Source organism: Lactiplantibacillus daowaiensis (assembly GCF_005405085.1).
Classification (GTDB): Bacteria; Bacillota; Bacilli; order Lactobacillales; family Lactobacillaceae; genus Lactiplantibacillus; species Lactiplantibacillus daowaiensis.
Map to the genome: position 1 here is coordinate 1 of NZ_BJDJ01000033.1, position 15,193 is coordinate 15,193.

Below are 15,193 nucleotides of genomic sequence, written 5' to 3' on the forward strand. Positions count from 1 at the left end.
CTATTACTTGCACTGGTCGTTTCAGCCTTCGCTGCACTGCTATTACTTGCACTGGTCGTTTCAGCCTTCGCTGCACTGCTATTACTTGCACTGGTCGTTTCAGCCTTCGCTGCACTGCTATTACTTGCACTGGTCGTTTCAGCCTTCGCTGCACTGCTATTACTTGCACTGGTCGTTTCAGCCTTCGCTGCACTGCTACTACTTGCACTGGTCGTTTCAGCCTTCACTGCACTGCTACTACTTGCACTAGTCGTTTCGGCCTTTGCTGCACTGCTTGAGGTGCTGGTGGCTGTCACATCAGCTGACACTGGCTGGCTGGTAACTAGCATCCCTAATCCCAGCGAAAATAATGAAATCCCCATGACAGCCCAATTCTTACCGCATTTATATAATTTATAATGCGTTTTAATCTCTCCAAAATAATTATTCCTTAAATTATTCCTTAACATAAAAGAACATACCTTTCTCACTTTTTTAGATAAAATGTTGTCATTAAAATCCCGGTTTATTAAGGCTATCGGGTCTTTTCAATTAGAATAGAAACTACTAATATCCCCTAAATTGGGCCTATCTTTCGCACGAAAATATTTGAAATCATGCTAAAGTCCCATTATTAATTAAGTGGTCTTAATAAATCACGTTTATAATAACATAATTAAACTTTAAATTTAAATCACTGGCATCCCTCTCGTCTGTTCAGTGATCCGCCACTTATACAACTTTTTCGTATTCAATACATGTTTCGCCCAATCATCGGGATCATGCACAATATGATAGGCCATTAACACATTATCAGCCATGTTGATTCCTCCTATTTTGGTCATCAGTCATTCCTTAATGTGTTTAGTACACGTGCTGAGCCCTCAGACTAGCAATTATTTGAACCAAGCCACCAATCGATCAAATTAAGTTTGGTGATGACCAGTCTGGATCATCTTAACTACTTTAGTAACCGTTGGCTTAGGCGCTGGCATCGTTGGTTTTGCTGGGTTACCAGCATACTCCGCGGTTTTATCAGCTTTTGGCGTTACGGTTAGCTTACCGTCCTTATTGCAGCGTTGATGCTTGTCAAAAACTTGGCAACCTTCTTTCGTGGTGATTATTGCAACAACCCTGCTCGTCGTCTTGGGTCCGGCAGACCTGGAACTGAATCTGGCTATTCGGGGCTGGTGACCTCTGTGTGGTGACAGCAGCATGTATATCAAACCTTTACCATCTTCAAACACGAAATTAGCTTGCATACTGTTTGATAAATATCGCCTAATTTGGACAATCCTACTGAACTATTGCAGGTGGCATCAGTTCATACAGCCAAGTAAAGCCAATAAGGTATACCCTAGTGGCCATTTAACATCCTTCTAAAACTCATCAGAAATACTTTCATGGTTAAACTTGGGGTTTAACCTTATTGATTTAACATCCTTCTAAAACTAAGAGACTAGGTGGCATGGTTTACGCTGAGGGTTTAACCTTATTGATTTAACATCCTTCTAAAACATTTTCTTCAATGTTCTATCAGGATATACTGGGTTTAACCTTATTGATTTAACATCCTTCTAAAACTTACTCTGCAATCCGGCAGTAAAGTTGGTTGGGTTTAACCTTATTGATTTAACATCCTTCTAAAACAGTTAGGCAAGCTTATCCAGGCACTAGCATGGGTTTAACCTTATTGATTTAACATCCTTCTAAAACTTCCATAATGGGTTGGAGACAAGTAAAGCCGGGTTTAACCTTATTGATTTAACATCCTTCTAAAACATTGAGTATGGTGGTCATTTTGAACCAGAGGGTTTAACCTTATTGATTTAACATCCTTCTAAAACCAAACTAGCGGAAGCAAACAAGCGCAAGCGGGGTTTAACCTTATTGATTTAACATCCTTCTAAAACCCTTTTTCATATCTAAATATTGTAGACCTAGGGGTTTAACCTTATTGATTTAACATCCTTTTAAAACTATCTCGAAAGGGTATACGCACGTTATCACTGGGTTTAACCTTATTGATTTAACATCCTTCTAAAACAAGTCCATTATGATTACCTCCTAATTAGTTGGGTTTAACCTTATTGATTTAACATCCTTCTAAAACTAAGTGATATAAATAAACATGTAATCGTTCGGGTTTAACCTTATTGATTTAACATCCTTCTAAAACCGTCGCCACCATTTGAGTGCATGTTCACGTGGGTTTAACCTTATTGATTTAACATCCTTCTAAAACGCATAAACATTCCCACTAGTATCTACTGCTGGGTTTAACCTTATTGATTTAACATCCTTCTAAAACAAGGTGGCGACTCGTTTAAGGTTCTTATCCGGGTTTAACCTTATTGATTTAACATCCTTCTAAAACATACATCAACCTCAATCATCGAACGTGTTAGGGTTTAACCTTATTGATTTAACATCCTTCTAAAACGGATTCACGGTTGCAGGCGAATCAACACCGGGGTTTAACCTTATTGATTTAACATCCTTCTAAAACATAGTCTTGTTGTATCTGCTTAGCGACACTGGGTTTAACCTTATTGATTTAACATCCTTCTAAAACTTCATGAATCCAAAATTCCCAAAATTTTGAGGGTTTAACCTTATTGATTTAACATCCTTCTAAAACCGATTTTTTATAACCGGATTTTAATGTACTATGAATGCCAATCAACAAAGTCCTTGTCAATGTAGTAGAAGTCGCAATTAGTATAAAGCTCCTGTGACTTCATATCTGTGAATTCTACTAATAATGTCGAGATCCCCGTGGAAATTGTGAGCTTGGATAAGTCAGCTATTTGCTGCTGATTAAGATAATGAGCGACATTAGTTAATCCAACCGCAGACTTGAGTCCACACTCTAAATGAATTTTAATAATTGATTCAATTATAGCATATGGGTTCTGCATGGTATCAGCATTAAAATGAATTTTGCAGTACTTGAACAACTTCTTTAAATCCCAATCATAAGTGACTTCCAAGGGTAGATCAATCATGAATAAGCATTGCTGAACAAGGGTATATAACTGACTGTTCATGTCAGTTATGGATTTACGCTGATCATCAGTCAATACAGCTTCAAGTTGCTTGTAAATCCCGGAACTATACTTTTCACTCACCCCATCACTAAGCCCCACATCCCCTTGCCAATCAATGGCGTCTTTGACTTCAACTGACTCAAAGGTATCATCAAACAACTTAACTTTGTCGTTGAACGAACTCAGTCCCACAACAAAGTCATGATAGACCGTTGGATTGTTCGTTGCGATCACCGTCGGTTTTTTAAAACTTAGTTCAATTTCCTTGTGGGCAGCATATGAAATTTTCATAGGATAACAGTCCTCTCCGAAGAATTTCGGACATCTTCTTTTGGCTTGCCAGCAAGGAAGTGCATGTCATTATATTGCTTTTCAGTCATTATCAAGGATTGAATCAGTCCTTCAGGAGGTGCCATCGCGGCAATCCGCTTCTCCATGAAGTCTGCCGATCTCTTATTCACACATACTCTTACGTAGACTGAAAACTGGATCATCAAAAATCCTTCATTAATCAAGGCTTCCCGAAATTTCCGATAGTTCCGTCGATTCTCACTGGTTTCAACTGGCAAATCAAACATTACCATTAATCGCATTATTCGGTACCTCATTTTTTAATTCCACCTCGATTTGGATTTCATCCGCTTCACCACTTAAATACTTCAAACAGTTGTGAACGTGTTCTGAAATAATGTTCCGGAATAGCATTTTTTTACCATTGAACGACATTTCAAGGTTCAATAAATCTACCAAGCCAAATTTCACATCTGGCGTCAATTCCTTGAAGTTCTGATTCGCCAACCAATAATCAATCACCGGGCGGAAAGGCTCCATCAAGTCCGAGCCCAAATTAAATTGATTATCGTTGCTGTGGTGATGAATACCTAAATATGTGAGATACCCATTGGAGACAATCTCACGATTAACATTGGACAATAGAATTGAATACCCATAATTAAGGGCAGCATTCACCGGAGAAAAGTCGCGTCGACTAAATTTATTATCAAATAATAGGGGGAAGTATTTACGTGCAACGACCGCTTCCCGGTTGGTAATATCATCCACTTCTAATTTATCCAGTTCAGTAATCAAGTCAACATTCTCAACCCCATAAATCGACAAAACATTAATTTGATTCACGATTTTGCTGGCAACAATCTTTGTCCAAAGTAATTGTTGTCGTTTTGAATCCCACTTAAACTGTTTCTTAATCAGATCGACATTTCGATTATTGGGGTAATAACCAACCGTCTCACAGACTGGCTCACTGGCATTATCCGTGAAGATAATTTTGACTTGGCCTTTTACTAATTCGCTAATTAAAGTAGTTGTAATGACTGCTTGTGTGGTCGAAACCAAAAGTAAATCAATATCCTCAATTGGCACTTGATTAATCCCATCCATTGTCTGAACAATCATATTTCTTGATGAATAAGACATTTTTGCGTGTTGCGATACGACGACTGATCGCCATCCCATAATAAAATCTCCCTTGCCCCAATTAGTGAATTGGGGTATTATTATTTGTGTTGGGTAGCTCCCAACATGTTTGACCTTATTGATTTAACATCCTGTGTTAAAATCAAGCAATGCGCTTTGCGCGGAGCTTCAACTTTCGACCCATTATATGGGCATTACATAAGCGAAAGGAACCATTCTTCGATTTGGAAAGTGGTTCCTTTTTTGGTTATAGATCTTTCAAAGTAACTCGTCGTTCAAATAATCCTGTTGGAGATTGATAACAAATTATTGTATTAGGAGAAAGATTGATGCCACTTGTTGAACTAAACTGCCCAAGGTTTTTAATTCCAAATAAGTCAAGGTCAGGTCTATCCGCATTCGCATGGATTCCCCGTAGTATAGAGTTGATTATGCTTTTCTTACCAGATCGAACCATTTTCGCCCCTTTGTACAGATCACGAACTGACAGTTGGCTAAATTGCGGCTGCCCAGCTTCTAATCTTTCTTGAAAATGTCTATGTTGAAAAATAGGTAAAAACTGTTTGCACTTTTGCAGTATTTCATCATAGACCTGATCATATCTTGTAGAGAGAATTTCCTCGTCCCAATTTTCTGCATTAGATATGGTTTTGATGGAATCATCTGACAGCACAAGTTGCTTAGCATTATATTGGTACACCGAACTAGCAATCAGCGACTTTTCCTGTCCATCGATAACTAGCTGCCTATACATCAGCTTGCCAACAATTATTTCAAAGTCAGTTACTTGTCGAGAAATTTGCCCAGTTTTTCGATTCTTTTTGTCTTTGGTAAATTGTGGAGTTAATACCATTTTAAGTTCATTGATATATGCTTCATGACCGATGCCTTCGGCCAGTTTTAGATTATGCAATGATCTCATCGGAACGCCAACGACTTTGTATTTGTTTTCTCTTTTGCCCCTAATTTTTACAATGGATAAATAAGCATCCACATTATTGCTATACCCGCCATAAATGTTAACCGGCTTGCCTTGTTTGATAGGAATCAATGTGGAATTTTCCGCAACTTTGGCTGGGAAAAGTTTCTGTTTGAACATCATTCCATTCAGAGAAAACACTTCTTGTGAAATCAACATAAACTTAAAATGATAAACATCCCTCAACTGCTTAATTGAAGTTTCGCGATCCCAAATTACCTCACCAGTTTCGGTGTCAGCAATTCTCGCCTGGGTATCATCTGTTAAATCATGCAGGAAGTTGAAATTACGCATGGTAACCTTATCTTCTCTGAATTTCTTGAAGTCACCATAAACGAAGTAAGGACGTAGCTTAATATATCTGTGATATAGATATCTGCCTAAGAATGCGGTCAGATAAGCATCAAAGGCATGATGGTAATCATTGATTTCACGGTTCTTGATAAAGGCGAACTCATCTCGCATCTGATGGTTCATCCGAGCCGTAATTTCAATAATCTTGGTATCATCATTGCGATATTTGTCACCAAGAATATTTGCAACAAGCTTGATCACCTGGCTGGTTTCCACTAACTGTCGTCTAATAAAACCGTGCATGGCAAACTTACTAATGGTGTCAGGATTCGTTTGAAGATTCTTTAGTTTGCGTTTATTGATCAATCCCGCTTCAGCAAGCTGTTTCCAGAAGTGAGCCATTTTGACGCCAAACAGCTTCAGTGGAACATTAGCTGACTTACCATTGTTCACTGCCTTTGATACAAGCACCCGGTTACTTAATGAATCATCCTTGATAAACGCCTGTGGCAAAATATGATCAATATCATAATTACTGATTTCATCGATATTAATTGGCTTACCCGTATACATATCCCTCCCAAGCTGAGTGAAGTAAAGATACAGGCGATCAGTCAGACCCTTCTTAGACTTCGAAGCATTATCCAATTCAGATAGAATGTCAGGGTTCATGGATTTAACCAAGGTCTTAGCAGTATCTTTCAAGGTATCTTCGAGCTGTCGTTCACGTGAGATTGTCCGCCGCGGATTCCGGTCTTCTGAACGGGTAAATTCAATTGAGATGAACTTAGGTGCAACACCACCCATTGCTCTTTGAATGTCATCAACCACTTTAACGACTTGTCGAATGGCCTTCTTGTTTTGCGGAGAAGTGTATGCATCTGCCAAGACGTCTTCCACATCAGTTGCCTTCATCTGATCGGCGTTGGCTTCATGGATTCGTTTAGCAAAGTCATCGTCAGATTGAATCTGCATGAAGTTCTTGTTGGTGTTCCAAAGTTCGTCAATGATTCGTTCACCCTGATCGTTGACAATCCCAGTCAGGAGTTTCTTGGAAAGTCGGCCCCACCCTTGGTAACGACTGGATTCAAGATCATCCTTTTGCTTATCAGACAACCATGAAATTTCGTTGAGTTTGGCCCGCAGAATTTTCTTGTCTTCAAAGACAGTTGACCACTCAACGATCTTCTCAAAATCATCTTGGAGGTCGGGATCGTCAACTTTATCGCCGAAGAGCTTTTTGAAGTCGTTGTAAGTTCCTAATGAATTATTAAAATGATCAGGATCGGATAAACCAGAAATGTCAGGATTGTTTGGCAATCCAGTTTTATCTTTAATGTAGTTCTGCATCTTCTTAACGGAGATGTGCTTATAATTTTCAAACAGATCTTGATAAATCGCCTGTTTGTCAGCAACCTTCAACGAGTCACCATTTACCCGGACCATATTCAACTCATTAAGCACTTTGAACTTTTCATACAGCAAGCTTTCGTCTGGAAGAACGTCTTCACCAATTAAATAAGTGTCCTTCGTGGTCATCCGCTTGATGAACTTATTGGCCGATTCCATTCGATCAACTTTCTGGTCAAAGTTCCAAGGCGTAATTTGACCTGGTTCCTTGCGTTTCATCCAAGAAAAGACTGCGGCCCCAGACTTTTTCTGATCCTCAGGAGTAATCATTGGACCGACATAGTATGGGATTCTAAAGGCGACCAGTTCTTCGATTTTGTATTTTGCCAGGTGCAGATCATGCTTGTTAGGGTTAGATTCTGCCAGCCAAGGATAATATTTACTTTGGTGTTCGATGATTTCATCCAATTCTCTTTGGTGGAGTTGATGAGGAATGACACCATTTTGAGATGTCCGTTGCTTTGGCATGAATTTGTCAGCGTCAATCAGATCCATGATTTGTTTTGATAACTCTGAATCATCCAAATTCTTTTTCACACTCGAATAGAAGTCATCTTGTTCGATGACTTTACCATCGTTGCCAACATATTGATCATATGCCTTCTTCAATGCTGTTTTCTTCTTGGAATCTGAAATCTGACCAATCAACTTTTTGTATAACTTCAAGTGATCATGGTGGTCGTTGTACTTTTTAATCATTGATTCTGATAATGACATTCCATTTGGGACAATTTGGTTTAAGGTTACTTGAGAATACAAGTCTTGAATGATCCCAATGATCGATTGCTGATTTTCATCCATTTCAGGTAAAATCTTCTGCAGTTTGGCATCAATATCTTCATCATCAAATTTCACCGCCCATGGTTTTGAATCTTCTGGGTCACACTGCACGGCCACATCCAGCTTGGATTTATATCCTAAAATAGCATTGACGATTTCTGAAGCAATCTTGCCGTTAAGTTTGTCCACGGCTTTATCGTCCATTGTAACTGGGACAATTTTTGAAATTTGCTTTTTCTTATCAAACTTACGAATGGATGGGTCAAGGAATTGTTGGCCGATCTTTTCACTATTTGCGAGATTAATTTGGAAAGATTCTTCAGGATTGATTGCTGTATATAATTCATTTAACTTTTTAAATTGATCATCAAAATTCACTTTCGATGCCTTGAAGGAATCCACCGGTGTTGAATTTAAGAAATTTCCACGATACTTGACAATGTGATGAAGTGCCAAATACACCATCCGAATATCGAACTGTTTATCCTGAGTCATAAGCGCATGACGTAAGTGATAAATGGTTGGGTAATCGAGGTGGTACTGTTTGTCGGTTAAATCCGGGAACAGCATTGGGCCGTTGAATTCCTTACGTAAATCTTTGGGCGACAAATTAGATTGTTTTAAACGGGCCAAAAAGGTGCTGTCCACAGATGTGATATATGGATCAAATATTTCATCTAATAATTTCAACCGCCACTTTCGTCTGTTCAGACGGCGACGAGTCGCTCTGAACATTCGCCGCTCAGCAGCCGGTTTGCCTTCTCGGAATAATCGGGCACCAATCGCTGTCTTTCCTTTAACACGTAAGGGCTTGCCGTCTTCCCCCATTGCCACCCAACCAATTGACGATGTCCCGATATCGAGACCTATGTGATAATTATTAACTTTCATACGATAAAACTCCTTAAAATAAAGTTGCTCAGTAAACCCCTTCAGGCACATCACCTATTATGCATGAACTAATAACTATTTAAACCCCTTTTCACACATATTTGCTAAGAACCTGTTTAGAGTCTTTTGAGGAGTAGTGCCAGGAAGGCCAGCACGACCATTTGTAAACTGGCTAACGTTTTAAACTTTGATCAAGTTCAGATTCGGGTTGTTTGATTTCCGGATTCTGTTCAGCAAATGCTTTCAGTTGTTTTTGTGTTCGCTTACTGATTTCTTGGTGAACATCAGTTAACTGATGTCTAAATTGTGATTTTTGCTGTGTATTAGTCGTTTGCTGAATTTGTTGTTGCAAGCTTTGGTAGGACTTATTAAGATCATGGGCTGATAACTTTTTTAGATCATGCTCAGGCTCTTTTTGGGCTTCTTGTAAGCCTAATTGTTTGGTTAACCCGTCGCTAAGCTCAATCACTTTGTTGCTCACTTGCTGGATCTCACTTAAAGCACTATGGATCACGGCTTTATCTTTAGCCCAGGTGGCCACGTAACCGAGTGAGTAGTTGCTGGTATCAACGCCAATATTTTGCATGGCAACGTACGCAACCGCTTCGGCCTGGGTTTCCTGATAGGCTCGTGGCCGGTCTTTAAAGGCTGATTTTAAGCCGTGTAATTGGCTATGGGCGTATTCATGGTATAACGTCTTTAGTTTCAAAGCATTGTCGGGCTCATCGCCACCAATGACGATTTCATTAGTGCTGGGTTGAAAATACCCCTTAGCCCCCTTTAGCGTCGCTAAAGGCACTTCACTGACTTTAAGGTCGGTTTGCTGGTTTAAATAATCTTTGAACGCGTTATATAAGCTTGTCACATTCTGATGATCGGCCAAATTTTCTTTGACAAAGTCTTTAGCACTTAACACTGGTTCACCGCTAGTTTGTGCCACATCAAAGACGGGTAGATAGCGATAACCGACAATGGCGCGCTCATCGGTGGTATCAAGATGCTTCTGCTCGGCTGGTGTTAGCTTCTTAATGATCGGAGCCGCAATCCGAATCGCTTTTGCGCCCCGGTTGACGGTGCGGTTAAAAGCCTTCTGCCATTGCTTAAAACCGGCGACTTGAGTGGCTTGAGGATTTTGCGCATAAATTAAATCAATGTTTCTGGCGCTATAACGATGAAATTTAGCCAGGGTATTGAGATACTTTTTAAATTGGTCACTATCAGTTAATTTTAGGATTTGCTGTTCAGCCTGGGCGACTAATTGTGCTTTCCAAGCCTTAACATCTGCTTTATTTGGCATAAGTTACCCCTCCTCATCTTCAAAAATATCATTCAGTATGGGAGCCACTTTTGTTTGAATTGAGGTCGTGCCATAAAGGGCAACGTAACCGTCAGACAATTTTTGCCAAGCCACTTGATAATAGGCTCCGTTACCAGTGATTTCTTTTAGATACTTGTAGGTTCCTTTAGCCTGCAAAACTGGTAATTCACTCCCAATGACTTCTAATTTATTATCCATTTTATGATCTCCTTTGCTTTGCTAATCTCACCCGTTGTTTAGGTTTACTTTTGGCTTTATAAAAGTGAACCTAAATGACGGGTTCACCAACCGGAACGTAGTGCAGGGCGGTAGGTAGGTTCTAATCAAAATCAAAACTTAATTTATGGCCGTCAAGCTTTAACTTGGCGTCAAACGACTTTCCTTTTTTGCTCTTGAAACCCTTTAATTTGCTCGTTTCCCCCTTGGTGACCAACGCTTTAATGGCGGTCTTCCCGAGGGTCTTACTGCTCCATTTCTTGGGCAGGGTAAAGTCTTCGCCTTGCTTAGGCTTTACAATATAAAACTTCTGTTTATTTAAAACGGTCGCTTGCGGTGTTTCTAAGAAGACCTCGGCGGACTTTTGTGCTTGCTGTTGGTGATTGATTTGTTGCTTAATGGCTGAATTGCCGGTTAATTGTGTGGGGACATCAGCGATCAATTTCGCCACAAACTTCTTAATCTGGCTCAAAAAGTTATCTGGGGTGCGTTCTTCGGTACTGATTTGCTGTAACGCTTGCTCTCATTTAGCCGTCATTTCTGGACTAGTTAGCAAGGGTTCGAGTTCGACCGCTTCACATAATGTTATCCCGGCTTCACTGACGTGCAGCTTATTTTTTTCAGTGACGAGATAGCCGCGTTTTTTTAATATTTCCAATACATTTTCCCGGGTCGCACTTGTCCCAATGCCTTGCAAGTCTTTGAGAATCGCCTGGGCTGCTTCATCATCAAGCGTTTTACCGGCCGTCTTCATGGCCGTAATCAGGGTACCTTCGGTAAATGGTACCGGAGGGGTCGTTTCTTTTTGCGGCGTTTGCAGATTTGCTTGGACTTGATCGCCTTGGTGAACGAGCGGTAAAGTTGCTGCTTCTTGCTGTTCGGCTTTGTGATCATCAAATAAAGCTTGCCAACCTTGCTTAGTTGGGACCTTACCGGTTGCTTTAAAATTGGCGTCACCAACTTGGGTAATAATGGTGGTTTCCTCGTACTCGTACGGATCAGCAAACATCGCTAACGTCGTTCTTAAAACCAGGTCGTAGACTTGTTGCTGTAATTTAGGCAAGCTGGCTAGTTTCTCTTTCGTCGGCACGACTTTAGTCATGATAATGGCGTAGTGTTCTTCAACCTTTTTTCCATTAACATAGCGCTTATTTGGGGTGGTATTGGTTAAAGCGACTGGCTTAGAGACTAAACCCAGATACTTCGTCAGATTAGCCACTAAATAATCAAATTCTTCATCAGTGATGTAAGCACAATCGGTGCGGGGATAACTAAGGTACTTGGCTTCGTATAAACTCTGAATGGCCGCTAAGGTTTGACTGGCGCTGGCGTGATACCGTTTATTCATGGCACTTTGCAGACTGGATAGCGAGAATAGTTGGGGACTGGCACGCTTTTTGCCTTGTTTTTGCACGTCCTTGATTAAACCGCCCTGTGAACCTTTCTGAACGTGTTTAGCTTGCATGAATGTCATTAGCCCTGTTTCATCTTTAAACCGCTGATAGGGGTCTAATTTTGCGACGAATTTTTGCTGATTGGCTAAAATTTCCGCATTTAGTTCAAAATAGGGTTCCGGCTTAAAGTTTTTGATTGCCTGGTCTCTTTGATAGACCATATACAAGGTTGGCGTCTGCACGCGACCAATTGAGTACACCCCACGCACCCCATTTTTCCTCAACAATAAAGTATATAAGGGACTACCATTCATACCGATCAACCAATCACTAATTTGCCGGGTTTGAGCTTCTTTATAAGCCAAATAGTCTTTGTGCCAATCACCAAGATTTTTGAATCCAGTAATAATGGCGTCTTTTTCCAAGCTATTCAACCATAGCCGTTTAATGGTCTTCTTTTTAACGTCAATCTGGGCTTGGCTCATGATTGACCAGGCAATATTGGAGCCTTCCCGACCACTATCGGTGGCCACAATAATGGTATCGGCTTTCGTTAACAGGTCTTTAACGATCTTGAATTGCGCTCTTTTACTAGTTGACACTTCAAACTTGTATTTATCAGGGAAAATCGGTAAATTAGATAAGGCCCATTGCTGGTATTTCTGATCGTATTTATCCGGTGTGGCTAGTTCAACTAAATGTCCGAGACCATACGTGACAAGCGTATTATCGGGCAAAACAGGGTCGCTAACCGTATAGTAACCCTGTTTTTTTGTGCTCTTTTGAAAGGCTTGGACGTATGAACGGGCTTGACTGGGTTTTTCAGCTAAGATAACAGTGGTCATGTTCGTTCACTCCTTGTGATTGAGCTTCTGTTCTAATTCTGTTCTGCCTTGTTCAGCCGCTTTTAACCAGGTTTAACGGTGCATTTTTTATTCCGATTACAAGTGCATGCCACCATCCTCATGCCGATTACGAGTTTGGTGTTGCCGTTGCTTTTTCGTCATTTCCCACTCAGTCTCCTTTAAACCTTGCGCCTGTTTTTGCCGTTCGTAATCTTCATCACGGGCATATAGGGCGGTCATGATTGCGTTACTAAAGGCCGTCTTTAAGTAGTAGCTTGGACTAACTGGCTTGTAATTTAGCGGTTGATAATGTCCAATATTTACTTTTCTATACTGGTCGTCCTTGGCTTGTTGCCCTTTTAACTGCTTTTGGATTTTCTCGATCTGACTGTTCTTAATCGTCGGATCGGCTTTGCATTCGCCAAAAAAGAGTTGTTTAGTGCCATCATGCTTTAAAACCCGTTGTAAGTGATGATTTTCTAACTGATCTAAGCTAAGCTGTCCCGATAAATAAGCTAGTCCTTGTTGATGTTCTTGGGGACTGAACACCTGTGGTGGATTTGCTTGCCACTGTTCAATTGTTTCAGCCTGACATGGCGTTAAAACAGGATCATAGTACATCACGGCTGTATAGGCTTGTTCCTGTTTAATCATTGGTAATTCATTAAAATTGCCGTTAGGAAAGGCTCTTCTTAAAACTTCCTGGTATTGGGTTTGAATAACTTGCTTCACAGCCATGATTGTTCGCAAATCTTTGACTGCGCGAGTAATCTTTTGCTGCTCGGTTAGTGAATACTTTTCTAGTAGACCTTGATCAACGTGTTCTAGACTTTCTAAGCTATCATCATGAATCATCAACGTATATTTAAGCTCGATTTTGACTTCCTTTTCTTGTTGCATTAATAACTGCCAGCCAACGTATGGCCGTTTGGTAAAGGCCAATAATTGTCGGGTCAATAAATCATCGCGAATATTCATTAAACGTTCGTTTAATTCACTGCCTTTGAAAATCGTTTGTTCACTATTAGTTTCTTTAATCAATTCCCGTCGTTCAGCCGCGGTTGTCTGTTCAAAATCAAGCTCTGGATAAAGTTTTTTAGTCGTGCGATCAACTACTTTATTTAAGAGCTCATCTGCTTTTTTTAGTGAACTTTCTTGTTGGTTAATTGTCAATAATTGCTTAGTGACATCTTCACCAACAGCGTGCTTAATTAAGGTACTGTTTTTCCAATTAAATAGCATGCGCCGCTTATCATCTAAACTTTCCAAACTAATATAAGTTTTCAGTTCGTGGCTTAACTCTTTGACCACTTTTTTCTCGTTAAACGAGAAGTGTTTACTTAGGCTATCCAAGTGGCCTCGATTAACTACTTTCTCCTGCATATTTTTATAGCCAGCTTTGGACTTACGATAGTTCTTAACTTGTTGATTAAATGCCTTTCTTTCATGCCGTTTGCTATTGATTCCCTCGTGTTGCATTGGTGTGTCAGCTATTCCCTGTTCCACAAATGATTTTTCACTGATTCGATCCGGAATATTTTTTTGCTCTAAAACCTGATTGACACTAACTGCCCAATTGTGCCGCCATTCAGTTATTTTTTCTTTTTTATCCCAATCGACCATCAGTATCTTTCTACTCTTAGGGTACTTGCTAGTTCCGGTATATGTTTTGTTGCCATTATCATCTAAAATATATTGCTTTTTGCTCTTAATTCCCCATGTTCCATCTGAATTGAACGGCCGATTAGTTAACATCACATGAGCGTGCGGATTATCTGGGTGATCGCGATGAATTGCTACGTCAGCTACCATACCTTGATCGACAAAATTTTCTTGCACATATTTTGTCAGTAATTCTTTCTGTTCAGATTCACTTAATTCTACCGGTAAAGCCACGTTAAATTCTTTTGCATACCGTGAGTTTGATTTACGATCTTTCTTTTCAACTTCATTCCATAATTGTTCTCGATTACTGGCCCATTCTGGTGCGTTTTTTGGGGTTAAAATAAAGCTCTCTGGCATAACCGACCGGGCATAAAAATAGTGATGGCCTTCTTTATCATCAAATAATTTTTCACCACTTCGATAAGCGGCACTGGCAATGGCACTGCGTCCTTTACCAGCACTGATATTACTAAAACTCATATGAAAAATTGCCATGTTAGTCACCTCTTTACTTTGATTCTATGGGCTTGACTTTGTTGTCGCCATCGGCGACTTCTAATACAAGATTTTAGCACGATTTACCCCACAAGAATTTAGTGGGGTGTAAGTGCGCATTGACCTCGTTTCACTCGGCCTGCTGATTATCCTGAATTTACTTTTAGTGTATGCCTTCCGCTTCGCTATTTCAACTTTTATCCTTTGACTTAACGTTTACCTTATGATATAGTGTCCGTGATTATTTTTAAGATGATTGGAGGGATAATTGTGACTCAAAGTAACTTAGAAAAACAAGAAGCTAAATTAAAAGCCCTTAATCAAAAAATTAAGGACGAAAAAAATAAGATTGAACAACGGCTAGGTAAACAAATCATCAGTCAAGCCAATTTAGATTATGCTAATTTATCTAATGACAATATCAAGTCCTTATCCAAAAA

The 15,193-nt window shown here is 39.9% G+C and carries 10 protein-coding genes, 1 pseudogene and 1 CRISPR repeat array; of the genes and pseudogenes, 1 reads left to right on the forward strand and 10 read right to left on the reverse strand.

All coding sequences use genetic code 11. The features are described 5' to 3' along the window. From FFM75_RS13410 to mobQ, 10 genes and pseudogenes are all read right to left on the reverse strand, one after another. Window positions 1-449, reverse strand: a 449-nt coding sequence (locus FFM75_RS13410; protein WP_171001514.1) for a KxYKxGKxW signal peptide domain-containing protein, incomplete at its 3' end; no start/stop codon positions are given. Between the two features lie 219 nt (window positions 450-668). After that, entirely contained in the window at window positions 669-800 is a 132-nt protein-coding gene (locus FFM75_RS14095; RefSeq protein ID WP_220096583.1) for a DUF5839 family protein, read from the reverse strand. 595 nt (window positions 801-1,395) lie between these two features. Beyond that, a CRISPR array of direct repeats spans window positions 1,396-2,620; the repeat unit is 36 nt; unit sequence GGGTTTAACCTTATTGATTTAACATCCTTCTAAAAC. Between the two features lie 28 nt (window positions 2,621-2,648). Beyond that, window positions 2,649-3,320, reverse strand: a complete 672-nt coding sequence (gene csn2 / locus FFM75_RS13420) for a type II-A CRISPR-associated protein Csn2 (RefSeq protein WP_137629674.1) — start codon at window positions 3,318-3,320, stop codon at window positions 2,649-2,651. Next, window positions 3,317-3,622, reverse strand: a complete 306-nt coding sequence (cas2, locus tag FFM75_RS13425; protein ID WP_137629675.1) for a CRISPR-associated endonuclease Cas2 — start codon at window positions 3,620-3,622, stop codon at window positions 3,317-3,319. The genes csn2 and cas2 overlap by 4 nt, the downstream gene beginning before the upstream one ends. Beyond that, window positions 3,600-4,505, reverse strand: a complete 906-nt coding sequence (cas1, locus tag FFM75_RS13430) for a type II CRISPR-associated endonuclease Cas1 (RefSeq protein ID WP_057908978.1) — start codon at window positions 4,503-4,505, stop codon at window positions 3,600-3,602. Before cas1 ends, cas2 begins: the two co-directional genes overlap by 23 nt. 208 nt (window positions 4,506-4,713) lie before the next feature. Beyond that, window positions 4,714-8,820 carry a type II CRISPR RNA-guided endonuclease Cas9 gene (gene cas9, locus FFM75_RS13435; RefSeq protein ID WP_137629676.1) on the reverse strand — a complete coding sequence of 1,369 codons (4,107 nt, stop codon included), beginning with the start codon at window positions 8,818-8,820 and terminating at the stop codon, window positions 4,714-4,716. A gap of 172 nt (window positions 8,821-8,992) precedes the next feature. Further along, window positions 8,993-10,117, reverse strand: coding sequence for an ArdC-like ssDNA-binding domain-containing protein (locus FFM75_RS13440; protein ID WP_137629677.1), 1,125 nt, complete (start codon window positions 10,115-10,117; stop codon window positions 8,993-8,995). 3 nt (window positions 10,118-10,120) lie between these two features. Continuing rightward, window positions 10,121-10,336, reverse strand: a complete 216-nt coding sequence (locus tag FFM75_RS13445; protein ID WP_039106706.1) for a hypothetical protein — start codon at window positions 10,334-10,336, stop codon at window positions 10,121-10,123. Window positions 10,337-10,457: 121 nt separating this feature from the next. After that, window positions 10,458-12,593 (reverse strand): annotated as a pseudogene (locus FFM75_RS13450) (type IA DNA topoisomerase). Between the two features lie 96 nt (window positions 12,594-12,689). Then, entirely contained in the window at window positions 12,690-14,753 is a 2,064-nt protein-coding gene (gene mobQ / locus FFM75_RS13455; protein ID WP_137629678.1) for a MobQ family relaxase, read from the reverse strand. Window positions 14,754-15,005: 252 nt separating this feature from the next. Between mobQ and FFM75_RS13460 the strand changes: the two genes are divergently transcribed. After that, window positions 15,006-15,193, forward strand: a 188-nt coding sequence (locus tag FFM75_RS13460; protein WP_171001515.1) for a hypothetical protein, incomplete at its 3' end; no start/stop codon positions are given.

Coding starts and splice junctions, on each gene's coding strand:
- csn2 (WP_137629674.1), bottom strand. CDS start 3,320: ATGAAAATTTCATATGCTGCCCACAAGGAAATTGAACTAAGTTTTAAA.
- cas2 (WP_137629675.1), bottom strand. CDS start 3,622: ATGCGATTAATGGTAATGTTTGATTTGCCAGTTGAAACCAGTGAGAAT.
- cas9 (WP_137629676.1), bottom strand. CDS start 8,820: ATGAAAGTTAATAATTATCACATAGGTCTCGATATCGGGACATCGTCA.
- FFM75_RS13440 (WP_137629677.1), bottom strand. CDS start 10,117: ATGCCAAATAAAGCAGATGTTAAGGCTTGGAAAGCACAATTAGTCGCC.
- mobQ (WP_137629678.1), bottom strand. CDS start 14,753: ATGGCAATTTTTCATATGAGTTTTAGTAATATCAGTGCTGGTAAAGGA.
- FFM75_RS13445 (WP_039106706.1), bottom strand. CDS start 10,336: ATGGATAATAAATTAGAAGTCATTGGGAGTGAATTACCAGTTTTGCAG.
- FFM75_RS14095 (WP_220096583.1), bottom strand. CDS start 800: ATGGCTGATAATGTGTTAATGGCCTATCATATTGTGCATGATCCCGAT.
- cas1 (WP_057908978.1), bottom strand. CDS start 4,505: ATGGGATGGCGATCAGTCGTCGTATCGCAACACGCAAAAATGTCTTAT.